The sequence below is a fragment of the Dyadobacter subterraneus genome (assembly GCF_015221875.1).
GTDB lineage: Bacteria > Bacteroidota > Bacteroidia > Cytophagales > Spirosomataceae > Dyadobacter > Dyadobacter subterraneus.
In genome coordinates this window covers 1,977,708-2,001,065 of sequence record NZ_JACYGY010000001.1, presented here as the reverse complement: position 1 = coordinate 2,001,065, position 23,358 = coordinate 1,977,708, and the positions used below count along the sequence as shown (strand labels likewise).

At 39.8% G+C, this 23,358-nt stretch carries 21 protein-coding genes; 18 read left to right on the top strand and 3 right to left on the bottom strand.

The window, feature by feature from the left end; genetic code table 11:
* Positions 1-51: 51 nt before the first annotated feature.
* A complete protein-coding gene (mnmE, locus tag IEE83_RS08235) occupies positions 52-1,419 on the bottom strand; it encodes a tRNA uridine-5-carboxymethylaminomethyl(34) synthesis GTPase MnmE (RefSeq protein WP_194120123.1) in 1,368 nt (455 codons plus the stop codon).
* 273 nt (positions 1,420-1,692) lie between these two features.
* Between mnmE and IEE83_RS08230 the strand changes: the two genes are divergently transcribed.
* From IEE83_RS08230 to IEE83_RS08160, 15 genes are all read left to right on the top strand, one after another.
* Positions 1,693-2,274 (top strand): 7-carboxy-7-deazaguanine synthase QueE, encoded by a 582-nt coding sequence (locus tag IEE83_RS08230; RefSeq protein WP_194123340.1) that lies wholly within the window; start codon positions 1,693-1,695, stop codon positions 2,272-2,274.
* A complete protein-coding gene (locus IEE83_RS08225; RefSeq protein WP_194120122.1) occupies positions 2,274-4,175 on the top strand; it encodes an OmpA family protein in 1,902 nt (633 codons plus the stop codon). The genes IEE83_RS08230 and IEE83_RS08225 overlap by 1 nt, the downstream gene beginning before the upstream one ends.
* 180 nt (positions 4,176-4,355) lie before the next feature.
* On the top strand, positions 4,356-5,324 hold the full coding sequence (gene trxB, locus IEE83_RS08220) for a thioredoxin-disulfide reductase (RefSeq protein ID WP_194120121.1): 969 nt from the start codon (positions 4,356-4,358) through the stop codon (positions 5,322-5,324).
* 86 nt (positions 5,325-5,410) lie between these two features.
* Positions 5,411-6,487 carry a M23 family metallopeptidase gene (locus tag IEE83_RS08215; protein ID WP_194120120.1) on the top strand — a complete coding sequence of 359 codons (1,077 nt, stop codon included), beginning with the start codon at positions 5,411-5,413 and terminating at the stop codon, positions 6,485-6,487.
* 68 nt (positions 6,488-6,555) lie between these two features.
* The gene (gene bshB1, locus IEE83_RS08210; protein WP_194120119.1) at positions 6,556-7,287 is read left to right on the top strand and encodes a bacillithiol biosynthesis deacetylase BshB1; all 732 of its coding nucleotides are present in this window, start codon (positions 6,556-6,558) and stop codon (positions 7,285-7,287) included.
* Positions 7,288-7,401: 114 nt separating this feature from the next.
* Positions 7,402-7,959, top strand: a complete 558-nt coding sequence (gene msrB / locus IEE83_RS08205) for a peptide-methionine (R)-S-oxide reductase MsrB (RefSeq protein WP_194120118.1) — start codon at positions 7,402-7,404, stop codon at positions 7,957-7,959.
* Positions 7,960-8,270: 311 nt separating this feature from the next.
* Positions 8,271-9,443, top strand: a complete 1,173-nt coding sequence (locus IEE83_RS08200; RefSeq protein ID WP_228101724.1) for a DUF4856 domain-containing protein — start codon at positions 8,271-8,273, stop codon at positions 9,441-9,443.
* A 78-nt stretch (positions 9,444-9,521) separates the two neighbouring features.
* Positions 9,522-10,670, top strand: a complete 1,149-nt coding sequence (locus tag IEE83_RS08195) for an imelysin family protein (RefSeq protein ID WP_194120116.1) — start codon at positions 9,522-9,524, stop codon at positions 10,668-10,670.
* 68 nt (positions 10,671-10,738) lie between these two features.
* Positions 10,739-12,088 (top strand): HTTM domain-containing protein, encoded by a 1,350-nt coding sequence (locus tag IEE83_RS08190; RefSeq protein WP_194120115.1) that lies wholly within the window; start codon positions 10,739-10,741, stop codon positions 12,086-12,088.
* A gap of 22 nt (positions 12,089-12,110) precedes the next feature.
* Positions 12,111-14,486: a TonB-dependent receptor domain-containing protein gene (locus IEE83_RS08185; RefSeq protein WP_228101723.1), complete on the top strand. Its 2,376-nt coding sequence runs from the start codon at positions 12,111-12,113 to the stop codon at positions 14,484-14,486.
* Positions 14,487-14,582: 96 nt separating this feature from the next.
* Complete coding sequence (locus IEE83_RS08180; RefSeq protein WP_194120113.1) at positions 14,583-16,985, top strand: ABC transporter permease; 2,403 nt, start codon at positions 14,583-14,585, stop codon at positions 16,983-16,985.
* Positions 16,986-17,132: 147 nt separating this feature from the next.
* Positions 17,133-17,651 (top strand): GFO_1088 family ECF-type sigma factor, encoded by a 519-nt coding sequence (locus IEE83_RS08175; protein WP_194120112.1) that lies wholly within the window; start codon positions 17,133-17,135, stop codon positions 17,649-17,651.
* A complete protein-coding gene (locus tag IEE83_RS08170; protein WP_194120111.1) occupies positions 17,635-18,432 on the top strand; it encodes a HEAT repeat domain-containing protein in 798 nt (265 codons plus the stop codon). The genes IEE83_RS08175 and IEE83_RS08170 overlap by 17 nt, the downstream gene beginning before the upstream one ends.
* Positions 18,433-18,537: 105 nt before the next feature.
* Positions 18,538-19,320: a DUF4097 family beta strand repeat-containing protein gene (locus IEE83_RS08165; RefSeq protein WP_194120110.1), complete on the top strand. Its 783-nt coding sequence runs from the start codon at positions 18,538-18,540 to the stop codon at positions 19,318-19,320.
* 25 nt (positions 19,321-19,345) lie between these two features.
* Entirely contained in the window at positions 19,346-20,041 is a 696-nt protein-coding gene (locus IEE83_RS08160) for a DUF4097 family beta strand repeat-containing protein (protein ID WP_194120109.1), read from the top strand.
* A 66-nt stretch (positions 20,042-20,107) separates the two neighbouring features.
* Here IEE83_RS08160 and IEE83_RS08155 read toward each other — a convergent pair whose 3' ends face one another.
* Entirely contained in the window at positions 20,108-20,587 is a 480-nt protein-coding gene (locus tag IEE83_RS08155) for a low affinity iron permease family protein (RefSeq protein ID WP_194120108.1), read from the bottom strand.
* 147 nt (positions 20,588-20,734) lie between these two features.
* Here IEE83_RS08155 and IEE83_RS08150 point away from each other — a divergent pair, with 147 nt between their 5' ends.
* Positions 20,735-21,487 carry a hypothetical protein gene (locus tag IEE83_RS08150; RefSeq protein ID WP_194120107.1) on the top strand — a complete coding sequence of 251 codons (753 nt, stop codon included), beginning with the start codon at positions 20,735-20,737 and terminating at the stop codon, positions 21,485-21,487.
* Positions 21,488-21,504: 17 nt separating this feature from the next.
* Here the strand turns inward: IEE83_RS08150 and IEE83_RS33540 are convergent, their stop codons facing one another.
* Positions 21,505-21,672 (bottom strand): ATP-binding protein, encoded by a 168-nt coding sequence (locus tag IEE83_RS33540; RefSeq protein WP_194123339.1) that lies wholly within the window; start codon positions 21,670-21,672, stop codon positions 21,505-21,507.
* A 357-nt stretch (positions 21,673-22,029) separates the two neighbouring features.
* Between IEE83_RS33540 and IEE83_RS33410 the strand changes: the two genes are divergently transcribed.
* Positions 22,030-22,563 carry a TetR/AcrR family transcriptional regulator gene (locus IEE83_RS33410; RefSeq protein ID WP_310588573.1) on the top strand — a complete coding sequence of 178 codons (534 nt, stop codon included), beginning with the start codon at positions 22,030-22,032 and terminating at the stop codon, positions 22,561-22,563.
* On the top strand, positions 22,532-22,942 hold the full coding sequence (locus tag IEE83_RS08135; RefSeq protein WP_194120105.1) for a nuclear transport factor 2 family protein: 411 nt from the start codon (positions 22,532-22,534) through the stop codon (positions 22,940-22,942). The genes IEE83_RS33410 and IEE83_RS08135 overlap by 32 nt, the downstream gene beginning before the upstream one ends.
* The last annotated feature ends 416 nt before the right edge of the window (positions 22,943-23,358 follow it).

Sequence of the window (23,358 nt, the reverse complement as noted above, 5' to 3'; positions counted from 1 at the left end):
TCAAACCTTTATATATTTTTGATTAGTGTTATTTATCGTTGTTTTGAACGCCTACTTTCCGATACAAAACTTCGAAAAAATATTATCCAACAAATCATCCGTAACAATAGTCCCCGTAATTTCCCCCAAATGATGCAGCGACAACCTGATATCCTGCGCCAGGAAATCACCTGTAATCCCAGTATCCAAACCATTGATAACTTCATTCAAAGCATCCTGCGTTTTTAATAGATGCTCGTAATGACGAAGATTAGTCACAACCGTATCCGTAGCCGCCTGCCCATAAACGCGATTTACCAAAACCTGCGTTAATGTCTGTAAACCTTCCTGGGTTTGAGCGGAAATGCCGATAATTTCCGGATTTTCAGATTTTAACTTATTGAAAGTTTCAGGTTCAATATCAATTTTGTTAAAAACCCATAGCAGATCTTTTCCAACAGCAAGTTCAGTAGCAACTTGCTTGTTTTCTTGAAATGTCTGTTCGCTGTCAAACAGAAAAATTACAATATCCGCTTTTTCCATCGCTCCGCGCGAACGTTCGATTCCTATCGATTCAACCAGATCCGTAGTTTCACGAATTCCGGCGGTGTCGATGAATCTGAATTTCAATCCTTCCAGAATCATCGTGTCCTCAATCACATCACGGGTTGTTCCTGCGACACTGGTTACGATGGCTTTTTCTTCATTCAAAAGCGCATTCAATAATGTAGATTTTCCAACATTTGGAGAACCGATAATCGCTACCGGAACACCTTCTTTCAGCGCATTTCCAAAATCAAAAGATTCAATTAACGGAGCGATTGTTTGGCGCAATTTCTGAATCAATCTTCTTAAATCGTCCCTTTCTGCAAACTCAACATCTTCTTCGCCGAAATCCAGTTCAAGTTCAACCAGGGAAGCAAAATGAATTAATTCAGTTCTTAGCGAAGCCAATTTTTTTGAAAAACCGCCTCTCAATTGATTTAAAGCAGTTTTATGACTGGCTTCTGAATCGGCTGCAATTAAATCCGCTACTGCCTCAGCCTGTACCAAGTCAAACTGTCCGTTCAAAAAGGCGCGCTGCGTAAATTCTCCCGGACGTGCGATTCTTGCTCCTTTTTTGATAAGAAGTTTTAAAATCTGTTTGATTATATAATCCGAACCATGACAGGAAATCTCAACGGAATCTTCTTTGGTAAAGGATTTTGGATTTTTGAAAACAGTTACCAAAACCTCATCAATCAATTCAGTATCCGATTGGATTGTTCCAAAATGTGCGGTATGGCTCTCAACCAAATTCAGGTTTTTACCTTTAAATATATCGTTGACAATGGAAATAGAATCTTGTCCTGAAACGCGGATCACGCCGATTGCGCCCACGCCGGATGGTGTAGCCAAAGCGCAAATTGCTTCCTGCTGTTGTACTGTGTTACTTATCATAATGCAAAGATGGCATTCATTCAGCTATTTTATTTGCTGACTATAAAGTTTTCATTATTTGAAGACTAACAAGCCTTGCACAAAATTCATTTTATCCCGACTGAAATTTTTTAAAATTCAGTATCTCAGACACAAAGACTTTTCCTGATTTTAAATTATTTCAGGATTTCTTTTGTTACCATCTATCTTTGTACTGAATTTTTATATCGTTTATCTACTTTTTGAATTTTGCTAACTGAAACATTACCCATCGTCACCAGCCAGCTTCCGGTCATGGAAGCCTTTTACACTTTGCAGGGAGAAGGCCAGCATAGTGGAAAAGCTGCCTATTTTATCCGTCTGGGCGGATGTGAAGTAGGTTGTCACTGGTGTGATGTGAAAGAATCCTGGGATGCCAATGCGCATCCGAAACAGGAAATAAGTACAATTGTTGAAGGTGCCCTGGAATACCGCGGCCGCCTGGCTGTCATTACTGGCGGAGAACCATTAATGTATCATCTTGATGCCCTTACCGGTGCTTTGCAAGAAGCTGGTTTCCAGACAAATATTGAAACTTCCGGTGTTTATCCGTTTACCGGACATTGGAACTGGGTTTGTTTTTCTCCAAAGAAATTTAAAACGCCACACCCGGATATTTATGAAAACGCGAACGAACTTAAAGCGATCATTTATAACAAGAGTGATTTTGAATTTGCAGAAGAACACGCTTCCAAAGTGAATGAAAACTGCACTTTACTTTTGCAGCCGGAATGGAGTAAACACGAACAGATGCTTCCTTTGATAATAGATTACATCAAAGACAATCCGAAGTGGAAAATGTCGTTACAAACTCATAAATATATGAATATTCCGTAATGCGCAGCCTTCTTCTGACACTGCTTTTTTCAGGTTGGTTTTTTTCAACAAACAGTCACGCACAAGATGCGCCTTTGTCGCGTCGTGGCAAGGAAAATTTTGATAAAGCGCAAAAAGCATGGCAGACAAGGCAGCTGAATGAAGCAATGGTATTGTTTGAAAAAGTGGAAGAAACAGATCCAAACAATTCCGAAATTCATTTAAGACTGGCGCAGATATATGAACTGCAAAAGAAAACGGAACTTACCAGAAAACATTTCGCCCGATTTGTGCAACTCCGTCCATCGGATCCTCAATCTTCTTCCGCTTATCAATGGCTGGGAAGTAATTTATTTAAGGAGGAAAAATATGATTCTGCGGCCGTTTATTTTGAAAAAGCGCTGGCACTTTCTCCACCAAAATCAGGATTAGCGCGCCTGGCAAAGAAAAGTTCGGCTTCTTCAAGGTTCGCACAAATGGCGATGAAAAATCCAATGAAGGTGCATAAAAAATCATTGGGCGATACGGTCAATTTTCTCAATTCCCAATTTTTTCCTGTTATGACGGCGGATGATGAAACACTTATTTTTACCGGATTGACGGAAAATCGGGATGAAAATATCTATGTAACACACCGCATTCCCGGCGGCTGGGATGTACCGGAGGAAATTTCAAAAGCAATCAATACCACAAATAATGAAGGAACCTGCAGTATTTCAGCCGATGGAAGAACATTGGTTTTGACCGCCTGTAACCGTCCTGATAGTTATGGCGGCTGTGATTTGTACATTTCTCACAAACAGGGAAATGAGTGGAGTACGCCGCAAAATGTAGGTGAAAATATAAATTCGAGAAACTGGGAATCACAACCTTCCTTGTCTGCAGATGGCAGGACTCTTTATTTCGCATCAGACCGTCGGGGCGGAATTGGGCGATCGGATATCTGGTTTTCGGTTTTGAAGGATAAAGGTCAATGGTCTGATCCTAAAAATCTTGGTCCGGTAATCAATACGCCTGATGACGAAAATGCTCCTTTTATTCACGCTAACGGCCGTACGCTTTTTTACGCTTCTAATGGATTGACAGGTATGGGCGGATTTGATATATTTTTATCAGAAAAAGCTGATACCACCTGGACAACGCCGAAAAATATTGGTTATCCGATTAATACACAAGCAGATCAGGTTGGTTTGTTTATTTCCTCAAATGGGAAAAAAGGATATTATACCGACGATAGTTCTGAAAAATCCAAAGGCCGTTCCTTATTATATACTTTTGATTTACCAGATTCACTGCAAAATCTGGTCACCCCTACCCGCTATGCAAAAGGTAAGGTTTTTGATAAAAAAACAAACAAACCGCTGGCGTCGAGTATTGAATTGTATGATCTGAAAAGACAGGAAAAAGTAGCTGAATTTTCTTCTGATACGCAAACCGGTAATTTTCTCGCTGTATTAAATAAAGGAAGTGAATATGCTTTCTACGTTTCCAAAAGTGGTTATCTGTTCAAAAGTCTTACTTTTTCAGTTACGGATTCTGCTTCTTCGGTGAATCTGGATATTCCTTTGGAGGCGATTGAAAAAGACAGGATTGAAGTATTAAATAACATTTTCTTCAATACCGGTGAGTTTACGCTAGACGACAAATCGAAAGTGGAACTGAACCGGATGGTTGAATTTTTAAAAAACAACAAACAGATCAGCATAGAAATATCCGGACATACAGATGATGTTGGGAGCGAACAGACCAATCTGGAATTGTCTAAAAAAAGAGCACAATCCGTTCTGGATTATTTGAAAAAATCAGGCGTTGAACCCGAAAGACTTACCGCAAAAGGTTTTGGAAAAACAAAACCAGTGGCAAAAAATGACTCCGAAGAAAATCGCCAAAAGAACCGCCGGATTGAATGGAGGGTTTTATAAGAAATTTGCATAAAGGAGTGAAATTTCGCACTTTTGTACAAAATGATATGTTATCCTTGCGTGAGCGTAAAATTACAAATCGCTCCATAATCACACTGACACACTGAATAGCAAAATGGCTGTTCTGCACTGTAAATACTTGAATTAAAGATTTTTGAATACTATAAGTAAGAAATTAACATGACATCTGAAAAAGTAGACTGCCTTATTATTGGTTCCGGTCCTGCCGGCTACACCGCTGCTATATATGCTTCAAGAGCTGGTTTAAATCCTGTTCTTTACCAGGGAGCCCAGCCTGGTGGTCAATTGACAATTACTACCGAAGTGGACAATTATCCGGGATATCCTGACGGAATCACAGGGCCTGAAATGATGGTCAATTTCGAAAAACAAGCAAGACGATTTGGTGCTGATATCCGTTACGGTATGGCCACAGCGGTTGACTTTACTACTTACCCTCGCAAAGTAATTATTGATGGTAAGAAAGAAATTCTTGCTGATTCAGTGATTATCTCCACTGGCGCTACTGCAAAATGGCTTGGCATCGAAGGTGAAGAAAGACTGAATGGCCGTGGGGTTTCTGCCTGTGCGGTTTGTGATGGTTTCTTTTTCCGTGGACAGGATGTTGTGGTTGTAGGCGCTGGTGATACTGCGGCTGAGGAAGCGAGTTATCTTGCCAAGTTAGCTCGTAAAGTATATCTGGTAGTTCGTCGTGATGAAATGCGTGCTTCTAAAATCATGCAGAAACGTTTGGAAACACTTCCAAATATTGAAATTCTTTGGAACACTGAAACCGTTTCTTTGAATGGAGAAGAAGGTTTGGAAAGTGTTTTGGTGAAAAATAATAAAACAGAAGAAGAAACACTTCTTGACGTAACCGGATTTTTCGTAGCGATTGGTCATAAACCAAATACTGAAATTTTCAAAGGTTATATTGATATGGACGAAACAGGTTATATCAAAACCATCAAAGGAAGTGCGCATACCAATGTTCAGGGTGTGTTTGCTTGTGGTGATGCTCAGGATAACGTTTACCGTCAGGCTATTACAGCCGCGGGAACTGGCTGTATGGCGGCACTGGACGCTGAACGATTCCTGATGGAACGTGAAGTGGAAGTGATCGCTGATGATATCCTTGAAATAAACTAAGAATAACCCTGGAATAAATTTGACATTTAAGTCGGGCTGGCCATTGTGGAAATCACAGTGACCAGCCCGATACAGTAATTATATTTATGAGAGAAAAGCTTATTGTTGGTTTGCTAATGGTCGTGTGTCTGATCCCCTGGAACACGCAAGCGCAAGAGCGAGGAAAGTTCAAAAAAAATCCAAAAATCAATCAGGCCGGCAGTAATGCCAACGAAGGCCCAACCAAAGTAGGGACACCTCAACCCGAGGACGAATTTCAAGTCGAAACTTCCACTTTAAAATTCCAAAGCCAGTTCGAACCCGTAAAACCGCTAAATCCGGTTGTCAGTGAAGATACCTCCACGATTGACGAAGGAGAAACGGATGTTGTTGAAGTTGTAGATTCTCTTCTTGTTGGCGACGAATGGGTAAAATCTGCTGAATATTATGTAATCTGGGATTCGCGCACTATTAATCCTTATGGATTAAGTCCGTTGGATTTTGATGAACCTGTTGACCTTACTTTATACAATCCTGCTATCAACCGTATGTGGAGTACGCCCATGACGGAGACAAAAACAACTTCGAATTTCGCATTTCGCTGGGGCCGGTGGCACAACGGAACTGACCTTGACCTGGAAACGGGTGATACTGTAAGATCAACTTATGACGGTATGGTCCGCATTGTTGCTTTTGACGGAAGTGGTTATGGTAAATTTATTTTGGTTCGACATTATAATGGTCTTGAAACCTTGTACGGCCACCTTTCTAAACAGTTGGTAGAATCCGGACAAATGGTAAAAGCCGGCGAAGTGATTGGTTTGGGGGGAAATACAGGCCGCAGTTCAGGCTCACATTTACATTATGAAAACCGGTATGAGGGAAATCCTTTTGATGCCCGAAACATTTTTGACTGGGACAATAAACAAATCAAATCTGATCATTTTCTGTTAACCAGCAGTGTCTGGAATCACCTTCGTGGCGGACGGGCGACAAAAAGCGAATTTGAATCAGGTGATGCTCCCGTAGCTTACACCCGTTCAATTTTGCACAAAGTACGTTCCGGAGACACTTTATCATCCATTGCCGGAAAATATGGCGTTTCGATTTCAACCATCGCCAAAAAGAACAGGATCAGTACCCGTTCAACCTTACGTTTGGGACAAAAAATAAGAATTAAATAGAGCAGAAAATGGAGCTGAATTTGATTCAGCTCCATTTTTTTTAAAAGAATAAATAAAAAATTCACCTAATGAAACTTGATATTCTGGCCATTACGGCCCATCCTGATGATGTTGAACTAGGCTGCGCAGGTACTTTGCTTGCACAAATGGCATTAGGAAAAAAAGTTGGGATTGTTGATTTGACACGTGGAGAACTGGGAACAAGAGGAACACCGGAAGGCCGCATTCAGGAAGCTGCTGATGCGGCGGATGTTCTGGGAATTTCAGTTCGTGACAATGTTGGTATTGCTGACGGATTTTTTGCGAATGACGAAGCGCATCAAAAAGCGATCATTCCGTTTATCAGAAAATACCAACCGGATATTGTCATTACTAATGCTTTCGACGACCGCCATCCTGATCATGCACGTGGTGGAAAACTGGTTTCTGACAGTTGTTTTTATTCAGGACTGAGAATGATTGAAACATTTGACAGTGAAGGAAACAAGCAGGAAGCATGGAGACCTCGTCTGGTATTTCATATTATCCAGGATCGTTATATCAAACCGGATTTTGTTGTGAATATCACCGATTTTCATGATCAGAAAGTTCAAGCCATCAGAGCATTCAAGAGCCAGTTTTTCAATCCGGATTATGACGAAAACAGCAACGAACCACAAAGCTATATTTCATCACCCGAATTTTTAAATTTCATCATCGCCCGCGCCCAGGAAATGGGACATGCGATTGGCGTGAAGTATGGTGAAGGTTTTACGACAACCAGAATGTTGGGAGTGCAGGATTTATCGTCGTTTATTTAATATTGAATCTCTCTATTTTTGACCAAACGGAACATTGACAAATTTCGTAATGTTTAATCTTTACGGATACAAATTTCGTATATTTTTTACATCAGGATTTCAAACTAAAAACATATGAGAATTAAGTTAGTGATGCTAGTTTGCAGCGTATTGGCATTTTGGTTTCAAAGTTCATATGCTCAGATTACGACACCAAAAAGCCCGGTTTACTCTCATACCGACACCAGTAAGGTCACAACATCAGAAACGGAGTGGAAAAAGATTCTTCCGGCAGAAGTTTTTCAGGTGGCGAGATTGAAAGGAACAGAGCGTCCCGGCACGAGCAAATTTGAAACTTCAAAAGAGATAGGAACCTATTACTGTGCAGTTTGTGGTAATCCACTTTTCAAAAGTGATACTAAATTTGATAGCGGTTGCGGCTGGCCAAGTTTCTACGAACCTATCAGCAAAACTTCTATCGTTTATCATACCGACAAATCGTTAGGAATGGTTAGAACGGAAGTTACTTGCGGAAGATGTAAATCGCATTTAGGCCACGTTTTTGATGACGGACCGCCACCAACAGGCTTACGCTATTGTATCAATGGTGTCGTACTGGATTTTGAAAAAGCAAAAACGGCTGAAAAAAGTTACGCAAAGAAAAACAAGAAAGAAGCCAAGGGCGGAAAGTAATAAAGTTTAACTAAGCCAACCTCGTTTTAAAACTCCTGAGAAATTCCCTAACCGGATTTTTCTCAGGAGTTTTTTATTTTTTATGCTTGTTTTATCCTGTTGAATATCATCTGGTTGAAGGCTGCGCTTCATTTGAAGTGTAATGATACTGATCAATTATTTCGTGCAAAAAGAATAAACAATTTGTTCTAATTCTAAATAATACATATGTTTGTGATGCTCATTTGGTATTAGTCTAAATAATTGGTGCCGAATGTTGCTTCATATCCTAACAAAAACTCACTTCACGAATGTTGAAAAGCAATTTTACAATGAAATCGCTGTTGTTCGCGGCAATAGTAGCGGTTAGTCTATCCTCATGCAGCGATGACGACGACGATGTTCCTGCACCACCCGTTGCTGTTGACCTACGCACCAAAATCGATTACGCAAAAGTTACTCCAACCACACCGTACAAAGCGCTTTTTATTGATGCAAAAGGCGACACAACAGTTGATCTGTCATCCGGCAACAACCGCTACAGAATGTTTCAGGCACTTAATTATTACTTGGGAGCAGCCGTTAGAGATTCAGCCACATTGGACGCTGCGGTGATGAAAAACATGTTTGCAAATACATCGAATGCTTTTGTTGACGTACCTTCTTTGAAAATCGTTGGAGCAACTTTGAATTCTTCTGGTGTTCAGTTGAAAGACAAAACGGCTTCTTCCAAAACTGCGGCGGAAATCACTGCCGCTAACACGTATCTTGAAACAAGTTTTGCAGCACATGCAGAAGCTAGTAAATCTGTCAAGAAAGCAGCTTCTAAAGGTGTAGCCGGAAAATCAGGAACTTATCTTCTTGATGCAAAGGGAATTGAGCATGCTCAAATTATTCAAAAAGGCTTAATCGGAGCTCTTCAGCTGGATTATATTTCCAATGTATTATTAGTAAAAGGTCTTGAAGCCGACAACAAAACGCTGGTATCAGGTCAAAAATATACTGCTTTGGAACACAACTGGGACGAGGCATACGGTTTGTTGACTTTAAATCCGGTTTACCTTGCAGGCTCTACGGATGCTGTTAGAGGAACTTCGGAATCTTTCCTTGGATCTTACATCTGGGAATACAACAAGGCCAGCTACGCAAAAATCCATCCTGCGTTTGTAAAAGGTCGTGCTGCTATCGTGAACAACGATGCGACCGAATTGAAAACACAGGCAACTTTCATCAGAACAGAAATGGAAAGAGCTATTGCACAAGCGGCAGTAGGTTATTTGGGCAAATGGAAAACTTCAACTACGGATGCTGCACGTGCACATGCCATGGGTGAAGGTCTTGGATTCATTTACTCTTTGCGTTATGCTTCGATCAATGGTGCGGATGCTGCTTTTTCTGATGCTATTTTGGTTGGACTTGTTGGTTCAGCAAATGGTTTCTGGGACTTAACTCCTGATAAAATCAATGCAGCTTCTGACGCTATCAAGGCTAAATTCAAGCTTTAAGATCTGATAAATTTCGTTATTAATTTCCCCGGTGGACTGGTGTGCATGCGCATCAGTCCACTATTATTGTTTAAAAAGATGACACTACTTAACTTTCAAAAAAGTGCCGTAATCTTGTTTTTAGCAAGTGTATTATGGTCGTGTTCAGGTTCAGGAAGCGGTGATGCTCCGGCAGAAACCATTGATGTCAAGGATAAGAATAGAAAAGATATGTTGACGAACCTGGCCGACAATATCATTATTCCTTCTTACGCCAGTTTTCAGACCAAATTTGATTTGATGGTTGCCAAAAAAACGGCTTTCGTCTCTAAACCTGAGCAATCGGAATTGACAGCCCTCAGACAAGCCTGGGCCGATGCATATGTAGAATGGCAAAAGGCTGAGCTTTTTGAATTTGGTCCGGGTGAAAAATATTCAATCCGAAATTATTTCAACATTTACCCTGCAAATGTTGCAGGCATCACCAGCGATATTTCTGATACCGCACCAAATTTTGAAGTCCCTGCCTCCTATGACAGACAGGGTTTTCCAGCTTTGGACTATATGATCAATGGTGTGGGGGCGAATGACGCAGCCATTTTAGCATATTACGCGGCACCAACGGAAGGGGCAAAACGTCTGGCACATCTGGATCGGCTTACCAACAGAATGAGCGGACTAATCACCAAAGTAAGAACCGACTGGGCGGGTACTGCGCGAGAAACTTTTGTGAGCAAAACGGGATTGGATATCAGCTCCTCATCATCTTTGATGGTCAACGCTTATGTGCTTCATTATGAAAGATATATCCGGTCAGGAAAATTCGGTATTCCTTCCGGAGCGATGTTAAACGGAATTCCGGCTGCTGAAAAAGTAGAAAGTTTTTACAAAAAAGATTTGTCGTTAACCCTGGCGAAAACTGCTCAACAGGCATTTGTTGACTTTTTCAATGGAAAAAACTTTACCACCGGTGTTGAAGGAGCTTCATTGAAAACCTATCTGAACGCTTTGGGAGCAAAAGACAGCGCAACCGGAAAAACTTTAAGTGAAACTTTAAACACACAGTTTGAAGCGATCAAAACCAAGCTGAATGTGCTAAAACCAAGTCTCTATGATGAGGTAAAAACAAATAATCAGGCGATGAAAGATACTTACACGGAAATGCAAAAAGCCGTTCGGATGTTGAAGGTAGATATGACTTCGGCGATGAGTATTGCAATTACCTATACTGATAACGACGGCGACTGACAATCATTAGCGCACTGATTATCAATGCACTAAACTCATTTCTACGTTGTTTGACTTGCTTATTCAGCATGCTTAAAATTTTACGATCTTATACTGCTGCCGCTCCCCTGGCCGTTTTCAGGATTGCTTTTGGAACCATGCTTTTTTTGAGCATAGTACGGTTTTGGAGCAAAGGCTGGATCGGACAGCTGTATATTCAACCCAGGTATTTTTTCCCGTTTTATGGTTTTGAATTTATAAAACCGCTGGGTGAATACACGTACTTTTTATTTACCATTTGCGCTATTTCGGCCTTCTTGGTGGCGTTGGGTTTATTTTACAGATTTGCCAGTATCGGACTATTCCTAAGCTTTACTTACATTGAACTGATCGACAAATCCACTTATCTCAATCACTATTATTTTGTAAGTATTGTCAGTTTTATGCTGATCTTTTTGCCCGCTCACGCTTACTTTTCCATTGACGCTTATCGGAATAAAAATATACAAGCAAGCTTAATTCCGGCCTGGTGCATTTTTTCAATCAAAGTCATGGTCTGCATACTTTATTTTTATGCTGGTCTGGCAAAATTAAATAGTGACTGGCTCCTGAACGCCTTGCCGCTAAGAATCTGGTTACCTGCAAAAAACGACATGCCAGTCATTGGTTTTCTTTTCAATTATGAATGGATTGCTTATGTATTCAGCTGGTTTGGATGTTTTTATGATCTGAGTATTCCATTTTTTCTTTGGAACAAAAAAACACGACCGTACGCTTTTGTGGCCGTAGTCATTTTCCATGGCCTCACCGCTCTGCTTTTTCCTATCGGCATGTTTCCATACATCATGATCGTTACGGCATTGATTTTCTTTTCCGGCCAATTTCATCAGAACATAATTTCCAGATTGGCAAGTCTGCTGAATTTACCGGTTTCGTTTTTATCAAATGACAAAAAGTATACGCCCAATAAACTGACTATTAATAGTATAATTTTTACTTTTTCAATTTTTTTTCTGATTCAGCTGACTCTGCCTTTCCGCTATTTATTATATCCCGGCGAATTATTTTGGACAGAAGAAGGCTATCGTTTTTCGTGGCGGGTAATGCTGATGGAAAAAGCAGGATATACCCAATTTCAAATAAAAGATAAAACAGGAAAAAGCCTGATTGTAAATAACAATTTGTTTCTGACCACTTTACAGGAAAAGGCTATGTCCACACAGCCGGACATGATTTTACAGTATGCCCATATACTCCGGGATTATTACAGTCGGCACGGATTCACGAATCCGGAAGTGTATGTAGATTCTTACGTCGCGCTTAACGGCCGTTTGGGAAGACCACTGATAAATCCCGATGTTAATCTGGCCGCAGAAACCGAATCATTCCAACACAAATCCTGGATAACTCACTTCGATAATGAAATTAAAGGTTTTTAATATTTTTCTATTTTGTCTGATAATGACCAAAACGCTGGCACAAACTCAGCTTTCGGGAATTATTATTTCAAAAAAAGACAGCCTGCCCATTCAAGGCTGTACAATTTTTGTGACCAAAGGAGGGCATAGTACAACAAGCGATGAAAACGGAAAATTCTCAGTTCCAGTTATAAGTCCGGGTAATCACACCGTGCACATCTCCCACCCCGATTTTAAATCATATCAGCATTCTATTAAAACAGATGGCCAGCCGATTATTTTAAAAATTGTATTACACAGCAGAGAAAACGATCTGGAGGAAGTTACTGTCACTGAAAAACAAAGCGATTTTGGTTATACCCGAATGCGCGGCGTTGAAAATATGGGAATTTATGAAGGCAAAAAAACAGAAGTAATTTTACCGGATAAGCTGGTTGCAAATCTTGCAACAAACAATGCCCGACAAGTTTACGCCCGTGTTCCGGGACTTAACATTTATGAAAATGACGGAGCCGGATTACAGCTTAGTATCGGCGGCCGTGGTTTGGATCCCAACCGGAGTTCCAATTTTAATGTCCGGCAAAATGGTTATGATATCAGCGCTGATGCGCTCGGATATCCTGAGAGTTACTACACGCCGCCGATTGAAGCTGTGGGAAGAATTCAAATTATCCGTGGCGCTGCATCTTTACAATACGGAACGCAGTTTGGCGGATTATTGAATTTTGTAATGAAAAAGCCTACTGAAAATCGAAAAGTGGAACTGGTCGTGAGACAAAGTACTGGCTCATTCGGTTTCTATAATTCCTTTACGAGCGTGAGCGGGACGGTTGGAAAACTTAGTTATTACACTTTTGTTCAATACAAAAGAGGTGACGGATGGAGACCAAATTCACATTTTAATAACGTGACCGTTTTTTCAAATGTCAACTATCAAATTTCTGAAAAAACGAAGGTTGGCATTGATATTACGCACATGAATTATCTGGCTCAACAGCCAGGCGGACAATCCGACGACATGTTTAATACAGATCCCCGTCAAAGTAATCGCGAACGCAACTGGTTCAAAGTAAACTGGAATATGCTTGCTTTAAATTTTGACCATAAGTTTAATGCGACAAATGAATTTAACCTTCGCGTTTTTGGCTTATCGGCTTTCCGATATTCGCTGGGTTTCCGGCCAAACCGCGTGGCGACTGTTGATGATAACAGCGAAAGAGATTTGATCAAAGGAGATTTTACAAACTGGGGCGCAGAAGCCAGATATCTTAAACGTTATTATACCGGAAAAATACAAAATGTTTTATTGGTAGGAACAAGATATTATCACGGTTTCAATCACAGCTTACAAGGAGCCGGAAGTAATGGGAAAGATGCGAATTTCAACTTTGTTGATGCGGATAAACTGGTAACTTATGACTACCGTTTTCCAAACCGGAATGTTTCTGTTTTTGCTGAAAACATATTATATGTCAATGATAAATTTTCAATCACCCCAGGCATTCGTTTTGAATATATTCGTACCATCGCAGACGGTTACTACGGAAATATTTCCAGAGATTTGGCAGGAAATATTATCAATATATCAAAAACAGATGAATACAGAACCAATGGGCGACAATTTGTAATTGCCGGTTTAGGACTGAGTTATAAACCAGCACCACATCTGGACATGTACGGAAATTTATCCCAGAATTACCGTTCGATCACTTTCAGCGATATGCGGATTTCGAATCCTTCATCCGTTATTGATCCAAATATGAAAGATGAAAAAGGTCATTCGCTGGATCTTGGAATCAGAAGCTATCAAACTTCACTTTATAATTTTGATGTTAGTGGCTTTTATCTGAATTACAACAATCGTATTGGAGAAGTACAATTTTATGATGAGAGCAACCGCGTCCTTCGTAAAAGAGGAAATGTTGGCCGGGCAGTAATTATGGGACTGGAATCTTATGGTGAAGCTGATTTTTGGAGATTATTGATACCAAAAACAAATTTCAGCGGCGTGTTATTTACCAATATTGCAGTCATTCATTCAACTTATAAAGAAAGTGAGATCGTAGGTGTTAAAGGAAAACAAGTTGAGTTTGTGCCAAAATTCAACCTGAAATCCGGTGTACGGTTTGGTTACAAAAACCTGAAAGCATCTTTCCAATATACCCATTTATCCGACCAGTTTACCGAAGCAACCAATGCAGTTGACGGCGGGGTGACAGGTGTAGTCGGGATTATTCCTGCCTACACGATTATGGATGCCAGCGTTTCATATGAATACAAAAAACTGAGATTTGAAGGAAGTATCAACAATCTGGCTAACCGCATGTATTTTACCCGTCGCGCTACGGGCTATCCCGGACCAGGAATTCTACCCTCAGACGGACGAGGATTTTATGTTACAGTTCAGGTGAAAATTTAAGAAGATTCTGATGTGTGAAAGTTAAAAATCGTTAAATAGCTTTCATACATTAGATTAGCAGTTTTGAGGCCGTTACTTTTAGTACAAAAAAACCTCATGCTGGAAAACTACTTCAAAATCGCGTGGCGAAATCTCGTCAAACGGAAATTCTTTTCACTGGTAAGTATATTCAGCTTGTCTGCCGGAATGACATTTACATTCCTGATCGGGAGTTATGTCTGGGGTGAATTGCGGGTAAATGCTGTATTAAACAATCCTGATAACCAATACATTCTGCAAAGCAAGTGGAAGCAACCGGATTTGGGCATCGACTTTGGAACGCTTGGTCCTTTGGGAAAAACGCTGAAAGAGGAATATCCGAACCTGGTCGCCAACTATTATCGTTATGATGGAATAACCGTCGCGGTATCAAATGGTGAAAAACATTTCCGCGAAGAAGTACAGGCTGGCGACTCGACTTTACTTTCCATGTATGGTTTTCCTTTGGTTTATGGTGATGCCAGGACAGCACTTTCACAACCCAATTCAATTGCCATCACCGAAGAAAAGGCCGTCAAGTATTTTGGGACAAATGATGTTTTAAATAAAAATATTACCCTTGATAATTTTGTCGGCGGCAAACAGGAATTTCGGATTACAGCCGTTTTAAAAAGTCTTCCCAATAATTCAGTAACCAATCTATTAAAACTCCCGGCCGAAATTTTCATTCCCTTAAAAAGCTTAAACGGCAGAAATGGCTCGGATAGTTGGTCATTTCCGTACATGATCACTTTTATCGAGCTTAGAAAAGGTATTACGCCAAAAGATCTTGAAAAGCCAATTGCACAGATTTTAGCAACAAATACACCAGAAAATGTCAGAGCTAATTTACAGGTTTACCCTACCCCGCTGAAAACTTTTTACATGGAACAAAATAACGGTCTGGTCAGAAAAATGATCTATACACTTTTGGGTGTTTCCATTTTCATTCTGCTCATGGCTGTTGTTAATTTTGTGAATATTTCCATAGGCAATTCGTCGTCAAGATTAAAAGAAATTGGCGTTCGGAAAGTACTCGGCAGTATGCGAAAACAATTAATTTTCCAACTCCTGGCCGAATCCTTCATTCTGGCATTTATAGCCATGTTCTTATCCGTCGGATTCTACGAAATATTCCGCCCATATTTTGAAGATATGCTGGGGAAAAGGATCAGTTCTGTTTTCACACTTCTTCCCTACTCCCTCATTATCATTGTGTTGATTGCATCTGTCACAGCTTTATTGGCAGGGATTTACCCCGCATTTATTCTATCCGCGCTTCCGGCTGTTGAGTCGGTTAAAGGAAAACTTAAATCCGTTAAGGAAAATATTCTTTTTCGGAGAATGTTGATCGCTTCCCAGTTTTCGATTGCGTTATTTGTATTTGTAGCCGCAACTTTGGTAGCCCGTCAAGTGAGTTATTTTTTCAGTAAAGATCTTGGTTATAACAAAGAATCCATCATTTCCATCGCTACGCCCCGCGACTGGACGCCGGAGGGAATTGTGAAAATGGAAGCGATCCGTGATGAAATGTCTCATTTAAAGGAAGTCAACCAGGTAAGTTTGTCTTATGAAATCCCTAATGGAAATTTTGGCGGAAATACGGGATTATATAAGATTGGCCAGGATTCAACCCAGTCAATTTATACACAGCTTCTTTCCACCGATGAAAAGTATGCGGACACTTATCAGTTGTCTGTTTTAGCAGGGAAATTTTTCCATGCTAAAGAAGACGCTTTCAGGCCGGACGAAATTGTCCTGAATGAAGAAGCGGCCAAATCACTGGACTACACAAACCCGACAGATGCTGTTGGGCAACAGATCCGTATGCATTTCAACTCGGCGCCACTTACCATTGGTGGAATTGTTAAAAACTTTCATTTTGAATCCATGCATAAGGCAATCAAGCCTTTGGCCTTTATCCACATTCGAAATGCGAATATTTACCGTTTCCTTTCTTTTAAAATCCCCGCCGGAAATGTTTCCCAATCCATTGCCGCAATTGAAAGTAAATGGCGAACCTTAATGCCGGATACTGCCTTTGAATATTCTTTTATGGACGATACGCTGGCCAAACTTTATAAAACTGAAATGCAGTTAAAAAAGGCTGCGAATGTGGCCACAATTCTTTCTGTCATCATTGTTTTGCTTGGTATTTTAGGAATGGTTTCACTAAATGTGTCACGAAGAACGCGTGAAGTTGGTATCCGAAAAGTTTTAGGTGCGTCCTATACCAGTGTTACCATGTTGTTTTTGCAGGAATTTTTGATGATGATTGCAGCAGCGATGCTGACGGCTTTTCCGCTCGCATTTTTCAGCATGAACAAATGGCTTCAAACTTATGCTTACCGTGTTGAAATTGGCTGGATAAGTTTTGCAGGCATAGGTATCATTTTCTCTTCGGTTGTTTGTCTATTGGTTGGTTTAGTAACCTACAAAGCTGCGGTTATGAATCCCGTTAAGGCGATAAGAATGGATTGATTTGAAATTTTTTTTCACAATTTAAAATACATAATAATCTATTAAACAGATTGTTATGGATTTTTTTTGATATAACTTCAATATTAAAAATAAAAAAATACCTTCTGGCTGTAACAGTTTTCCGGTTCAGTCGTCTTTGTCATTGAAATGGATTTACAAGCTTTTAAGCAACATATCATTCCCGTGCAGGGCCGCCTTTTCCGGCTGGCGCAAATGTTTCTTCGCAATCGCGAGGAGGCGGAAGATGCTACGCAGAATGTACTTTTAAAGCTTTGGACAAACAGACAGAAACTGGAAACTTATCAAAGCGTTGAAGCTTTGGCGGTGCAAATGACAAGAAATGAATGTCTTGACCGCATCAAATCACACAGCAGAAAAAAGATGGCTTATGATTTTGATATGACAGAGGTAAAAGCAAATCAGGTTTCTCCATACAAACAGGTTGAAAATGCAGACAATGCATCTCTCATTGGAAAACTGATTGAACAACTTCCAGAGCAGCAAAAACTTGTTCTTCATTTACGTGATGTGGAGGAATATTCCTTTGAAGAAATTGAAAAAGTAACGGGATTAAGCGCGGCTAATATCAGAGTGATTTTGTCCAGAGCGCGCCAGAGGTTGAGGGAGAATTATTTAAAAGACAATGACTATGAACCAGGATATTGAAGATTTATTAGACAAATATTATAATGGAGAAACGACAATTGAAGAAGAAAAATATCTTCGGTCGTTTTTTCTGGCAAGTGATATTCCTGAGCATTTGCAAAGCCACGCAGCACAATTCCGTTACTTTGCAGAAGCCGGGAAACAGCAACCTTCTTCTGAATTTTTGATACCCGCCGAATTGAATTCTGTGAATGAAAAATCAGGAAAAATCAGAAATCTGACAAGCTGGTCGTTACGCATCGCAGCCGGACTTGGTTTGTTAATTATGGGATTTGCCTCTGGATATATTTACAATTACAGGATTAACAAAAATCTGGATTCTGAAAATAATTATATTTCCAATACTGACACCAATCAGCCGGTAATGAAAATGAGAAAGGTACTGGCTTTTGATAAATCTGAAAATACCTCGGCCAGTGACCGGATTCAGGCAGTTTCTCAAAGCTACGATGTATCAGGTGCGGATGCTGAAATAACGGAGTTACTGGTCAATGTCTTGAATTTTGATGTCAACGTAAATGTCCGCCTCGCTGCTTTTCAGGCATTGTTAAGATTTGAAAGTGAACCCGGCGTACGTCAGGCTTTGATCCAGTCGCTTTCAATTCAAACGGATCCAAATCTTCAAATAAGACTAATTGAAGCGTTAGTGAGAATGAAGGAAAAACGTGCTGTCGAACAAATTGAACGTATCGCCAAAAATCAGGAAGTACTGGACGTCGTTCGTGCCAAAGCAGAAGAAGGACTCAGCTTTCTGAACCAAAAAGAAAATCCCGCTTCCTGAAAATAAATTATCAAGACATTTAAAATCTCTCTTTTGAAGAGCAGGATTTCTATGCCCTTTTGAAATAATTAACCCGTATCAAATCACAATTTAGTAATCAAATCCATGAAAAAAATCACCTTGTTAATTGCTGTAATTCTTTGGCTCGCAACACACGTTCATGCACAGGAATTCAAAACCAAACTTGCCAATTCAAAAGACCAAAAAGTACTTATTGAAATGAATGCAAGCGAAATCACCATAGAAGGCACCAACTCAGACGAGATTTCTATTGTCGCTTCTTCCAAGATCGATCCGCTTCCCGAGCGGGCGAAAGGTTTAAAACCAGTTTACTTTGGAGTGGAAGACAACACAGGAATTGGCTTGTCCGTAACGAAAGAAGACGGTGCCACCAAAATTGAAAAGGCAGTCAGAAAATCCATTAAGTATACTATTCGTATTCCAAAAAAAGTTAATGTGAAATTTCAGGAAACTAATTGGCAGGGAGGTTCAAGTCTTTCAATCAGCAATATGGACGGTGATTTGGAAGTAAGTACACTTAGTGCGGATATTGACTTGCTGCGGGTGACCGGGCCCATTGTAGCCAACAGTACAAGTGGCTCAATAAAGGTAGTTTACGAAAACCTGAACCAGACCAAACCGTCAGCAATTTCCACAGTCAGTGGCTCAATCGATGTTTCGCTTCCGGCTTCCGTAAAATCTTCGCTTAGCCTGCAAACCATTAATGGTGAAATATACACTGACTTTGACCTTGGTCTGAAAAACGAGAAAAATGGAATGTCTAAAATCAGTATGGGAAACACGGTAAAAGGTGCAACCAATGGCGGTGGCGTGGAAATTCAGCTGAACACGATCAGCAATAATATTTACATCCGGAAACAGAAATAAATACAAACCCTTGATCTTATTAGCTATGAAAAATTATATTTATCTGCTCCTGGTTTTAATATCTGGTCAGGCACTTTCACAAAAGATTATTGATAAAAAATTACCTTTCAACTCCGCTCAAACTGTAAATCTTAATTTGCGGTTTGGAGATAGTATCAAAGTACGGTATTGGGATAAGGCGGAAGTTTCTGTGCATATTTCGGCAATGATCAATGGTGGAAAATTGAACGATGCCCTAACGGTCACCACTGCTTCAACTGCTCAGCAATTATCACTTAAGACAGATCTGGATCAGGAAATTCTTTCAAAAGGAGAGGCAGCGGATTGTCCGGAGAAGAAATTCACCTACAATTCCGAAAAAGACGGAAAGCGGTATTATGTATGCAGCGAAATCAATTACCAGGTTTTTCTTCCGCGACAGGCAAAACTTGTGTTGGAAACGATCAACGGAAATATTGACATTGAAGGCGCAACAGCCGCTGTTAATGCAAAAACAATCAGTGGATTTGTAGATATGAGCTGGCCAAAATCAAAAGGTGCCAACCTTGGTATGAAAACAATTACCGGAGAAGTTTATACGGATTTCACGATTGATTATAAAGACAAAAAACAGAAAAATCCAATTGTAGGATATTTGTTGGAAGGAACAATGAACGGCGGCGGCCCGGAAATTAAACTTGAATCGATTAGTAATAATGTCTATCTGAGACAATCGAAATAAAAACATCAACCACCTGCCAGCATATCAAAAAATGACCCGGAACAAGAAGTTCCGGGTCATTTTTTATCAATTCTCCTCTACATTATCTGATTTTTTTACTCTTTTATAACTGTTCTTTTCCTTTTGTAAATCCTCAGCCGCATCAATGGAATGAGAATGATGAATGTCCTGATCGTCTTCTGAAATATCCGACAATTTTTGGTAAAACTTGTGCAATACATTCAGCTCATCTTCTGTCAAATCTTCAATATCAACCATCCGGTTACTGGCGTGTCTGCTTGCCGCAATCAATTCATTCAGTTTAAGATGAACGGCTTTAGAATCTTTATTCTGGGATTTCTGAATAATAAACACCATCAAAAAAGTAATAATTGTGGTCGAGGTATTGATCACCAGCTGCCACGTATCCGAATATTTAAAAACCGGCCCCATTACTCCCCAGACAAGAATAATTAAAAATGCAGTAATGAATGCTGGCGAACTCCCTGTCCAGTTTGTAATTTTTGTTGCGATTTTTTCAAACGCAGCGCTTGCTTTATTCGGCATAGGTATAATTATTTAGTGGATGGTTGTAAAATTTTTTATAGAATACTGATATCAAATTTTGTGCCCGGTATTTTGTTTTTCCTGGAAAACGCTAAAATCAGACCTCTTTTAACAACTATTTAATTTAACCATAGCTTACAGCCATTTATGAATTCAACATTACAAGATTATCACACCGGCACTAAAACTTCATCAGCTCTTTTTCTTTTTATACTTTTTTTTGTGACTTTACTTAGTGGATGTGCCGGCTTGAAAGATTCACCGAAATTCAAATTTGACGACGGTGTATATTTAACCAAAATAAATAATCAAAAACAGCATGTTTATATCGAAAATACAAATGATTCCATTGCGGTTTATTCGCTAAAAAAGGGCTGGCACCGGTTACCTCCTACGACAGTAAAACCACTGAAATCATACACTTTAAAAAATACCGGAAAGGAAGCGGGAAGTCATAAATACTGGCAAAACAGTTTTGACATCGATTTCATGACAATTCCTATAAAGTTTCGCCCATCGACTCAGTCATTTCCTAAACAGTTCAGTAACAATGTCAATGGAATTCTTTACCTGGGATATCGCAATGACACTTACCGGTTGTCATACAAAACAAATCCTGTAGGGAAGATCAGTCAAAAAATTGCTCATTTTGGAATCTCGGGAGGTTTTATCACAGGGTTTGGCGCTACTGCCATGAATCCATGGGTTACAAACAATCAGATTTCAATTGAATATGACGGCCTGATCTGGTCGAAAGGAGTTGCTGTGGTAATGGGCGTAAACAAATTCACCTTTGGTCTTATCGGTGCGATTGACCATTTGCTGGATAAAAATAAAGATTTCTGGATCTATCAGGGCAAGCCATATTTAGGTTTGGCTGTTGGTCTAAATCTGAATTAAGTCAAGTGACAAGATATTTACAACTGATAAGGCAGGAATATATTGGAGACATATCCAACTCCCGGATCGCTTTGGGCTGAAATAAATCCGCCGTGGTTAGATAATAATTTCTTACAAATCGCCAGGCCAATTCCGGTTCCTTCATATTGATTTCTGGTACGCGATCTATGGAAAAGCTCAAATATATTGTGTTCATACTGCTGGTCAAAACTAGACCATTATCCTCAACACTGATTCCAAATGATTGATATTTGGGTTCAAACAGTCAACACCAAATCAATTACCCAGCTTCGGGAAGACTACAACAGATCATACCAAATGTTGCTTTCATAAACATAAACTGTTCACACTCTGTGCCCTATACGCATCACAAAACACTTGTTTTCCCCTGATTACTACCATAGATGCATTGACTATTACAGTTGAACCCGGATCGGGCATACATATATTTGTCCGAACAAAAAAAACGGACTATTCTGTTTTCGAATATCAAGATTATGAAACACAATGAGATAAAACCCAGAGAACGGATCTTGGAAACAGTGTCAAACTTGTTTCATTATCAGGGTTATAATGCCACCGGTGTAAATCAAATTGTTGAAGAATCGGGAGTTGGAAAGTCGAGTCTTTATCAGCATTTCCGCTCCAAGGAAGAAATGGCCGTAGCCTATCTGAATGAGCGTCATATTTTCTGGTTTAGTAATCTTGTAGAATCAACCTCGACATCGGAAAGTGCAGAAGAAAAAGTGTTGGCAGCATTTGATTTCATTACTTTAATGAATGAAAAAGAGGAATACAGAGGTTGTTCATTTTTAAATATGCTATCTGAAATTCCGAAGGAAAATACCGTTTTACTTACTGTTATTCAACAACATAAAAACGAAGTTCAGGATTTTTTCAGAAATACTTTAAAGGATACGAATATTGACAGTGATCATATTTATTTCCTTTTTGAAAGTGCTATCATAGAGAGCAAATTATTTACCAATGCCTGGCCGGTTCATTCGGCAAAATCAATAATACAATCACTTTTCACTCATCACTATGATACAGAAACTTCCCTTACCGCCGTTTAATTTTGAAACTGCAACACAAAAAGTCCAGCTTGCAGAAGATGCCTGGAATAGTCAGGATCCCGAAAGAGTATCCCTCGCCTATACTGTAAATACCGAGTGGAGAAACCGCTCTGAATTCATAAATGGCCGCGAAGAAGTCGTAAAATTTCTATCTACAAAATGGCAAAAAGAACTAAGCTACAAATTAAAAAAAGAGCTTTGGGCATTTACAGATAACCGTATCGCCGTTCGGTTTGAATATGAGTACCATGACAAAGATGGAAAATGGTTCCGTGCCTACGGAAATGAAAACTGGGAATTTGACGAAAACGGATTAATGCAAAAAAGATTCGCAAGCATCAACGAGCTGGCCATTAAAGAAGAAGACCGAAGATTGTAAAGTCTCGGCAGGACCCATTACGTATATTGTTAAAGGTTCAAAATGTCGTAAACCAAAAAGCCAAAAGCTAATGGCCAGCAGCTAAATATATCGGATGATTTTGGTACTCCCTGGATTCTGAAAAATGGTAAAGAAAACGGTTTGCACAATTGGGGAATCTTTAAAAGATGAAAAAACATTTGTTTTTAGAAACCGATTAATTGGCAGAAAGTACTGGTGTGATTTTCCCTTTTAGCGTAACAGAAAGATTGCATATTTTGAAAGAATTCCAGCATTAAGTATACCGCAGCACCTGCTTGACAGAATTGAAAGTCACGATACCGAATCGGAAAGTCCGGTTATGATACTAGAATTAATTAAAGGAATCCGAGCGATGAAAAAGGATTTCCGGATTGCATTTTCGTTCCAATGGCGCA

Coding starts and splice junctions, on each gene's coding strand:
- IEE83_RS08155 (WP_194120108.1), bottom strand. CDS start 20,587: ATGCCGAATAAAGCAAGCGCTGCGTTTGAAAAAATCGCAACAAAAATT.
- IEE83_RS08230 (WP_194123340.1), top strand. CDS start 1,693: ATGGAAGCCTTTTACACTTTGCAGGGAGAAGGCCAGCATAGTGGAAAA.
- IEE83_RS08185 (WP_228101723.1), top strand. CDS start 12,111: ATGACCAAAACGCTGGCACAAACTCAGCTTTCGGGAATTATTATTTCA.
- mnmE (WP_194120123.1), bottom strand. CDS start 1,419: ATGATAAGTAACACAGTACAACAGCAGGAAGCAATTTGCGCTTTGGCT.
- IEE83_RS08215 (WP_194120120.1), top strand. CDS start 5,411: ATGAGAGAAAAGCTTATTGTTGGTTTGCTAATGGTCGTGTGTCTGATC.
- IEE83_RS08135 (WP_194120105.1), top strand. CDS start 22,532: ATGATACAGAAACTTCCCTTACCGCCGTTTAATTTTGAAACTGCAACA.
- IEE83_RS08175 (WP_194120112.1), top strand. CDS start 17,133: ATGGATTTACAAGCTTTTAAGCAACATATCATTCCCGTGCAGGGCCGC.
- IEE83_RS08150 (WP_194120107.1), top strand. CDS start 20,735: ATGAATTCAACATTACAAGATTATCACACCGGCACTAAAACTTCATCA.
- IEE83_RS08200 (WP_228101724.1), top strand. CDS start 8,271: ATGAAATCGCTGTTGTTCGCGGCAATAGTAGCGGTTAGTCTATCCTCA.
- IEE83_RS08190 (WP_194120115.1), top strand. CDS start 10,739: ATGCTTAAAATTTTACGATCTTATACTGCTGCCGCTCCCCTGGCCGTT.
- IEE83_RS08225 (WP_194120122.1), top strand. CDS start 2,274: ATGCGCAGCCTTCTTCTGACACTGCTTTTTTCAGGTTGGTTTTTTTCA.
- IEE83_RS08170 (WP_194120111.1), top strand. CDS start 17,635: ATGAACCAGGATATTGAAGATTTATTAGACAAATATTATAATGGAGAA.
- trxB (WP_194120121.1), top strand. CDS start 4,356: ATGACATCTGAAAAAGTAGACTGCCTTATTATTGGTTCCGGTCCTGCC.
- bshB1 (WP_194120119.1), top strand. CDS start 6,556: ATGAAACTTGATATTCTGGCCATTACGGCCCATCCTGATGATGTTGAA.
- IEE83_RS08165 (WP_194120110.1), top strand. CDS start 18,538: ATGAAAAAAATCACCTTGTTAATTGCTGTAATTCTTTGGCTCGCAACA.
- IEE83_RS08195 (WP_194120116.1), top strand. CDS start 9,522: ATGACACTACTTAACTTTCAAAAAAGTGCCGTAATCTTGTTTTTAGCA.
- msrB (WP_194120118.1), top strand. CDS start 7,402: ATGAGAATTAAGTTAGTGATGCTAGTTTGCAGCGTATTGGCATTTTGG.
- IEE83_RS08180 (WP_194120113.1), top strand. CDS start 14,583: ATGCTGGAAAACTACTTCAAAATCGCGTGGCGAAATCTCGTCAAACGG.
- IEE83_RS08160 (WP_194120109.1), top strand. CDS start 19,346: ATGAAAAATTATATTTATCTGCTCCTGGTTTTAATATCTGGTCAGGCA.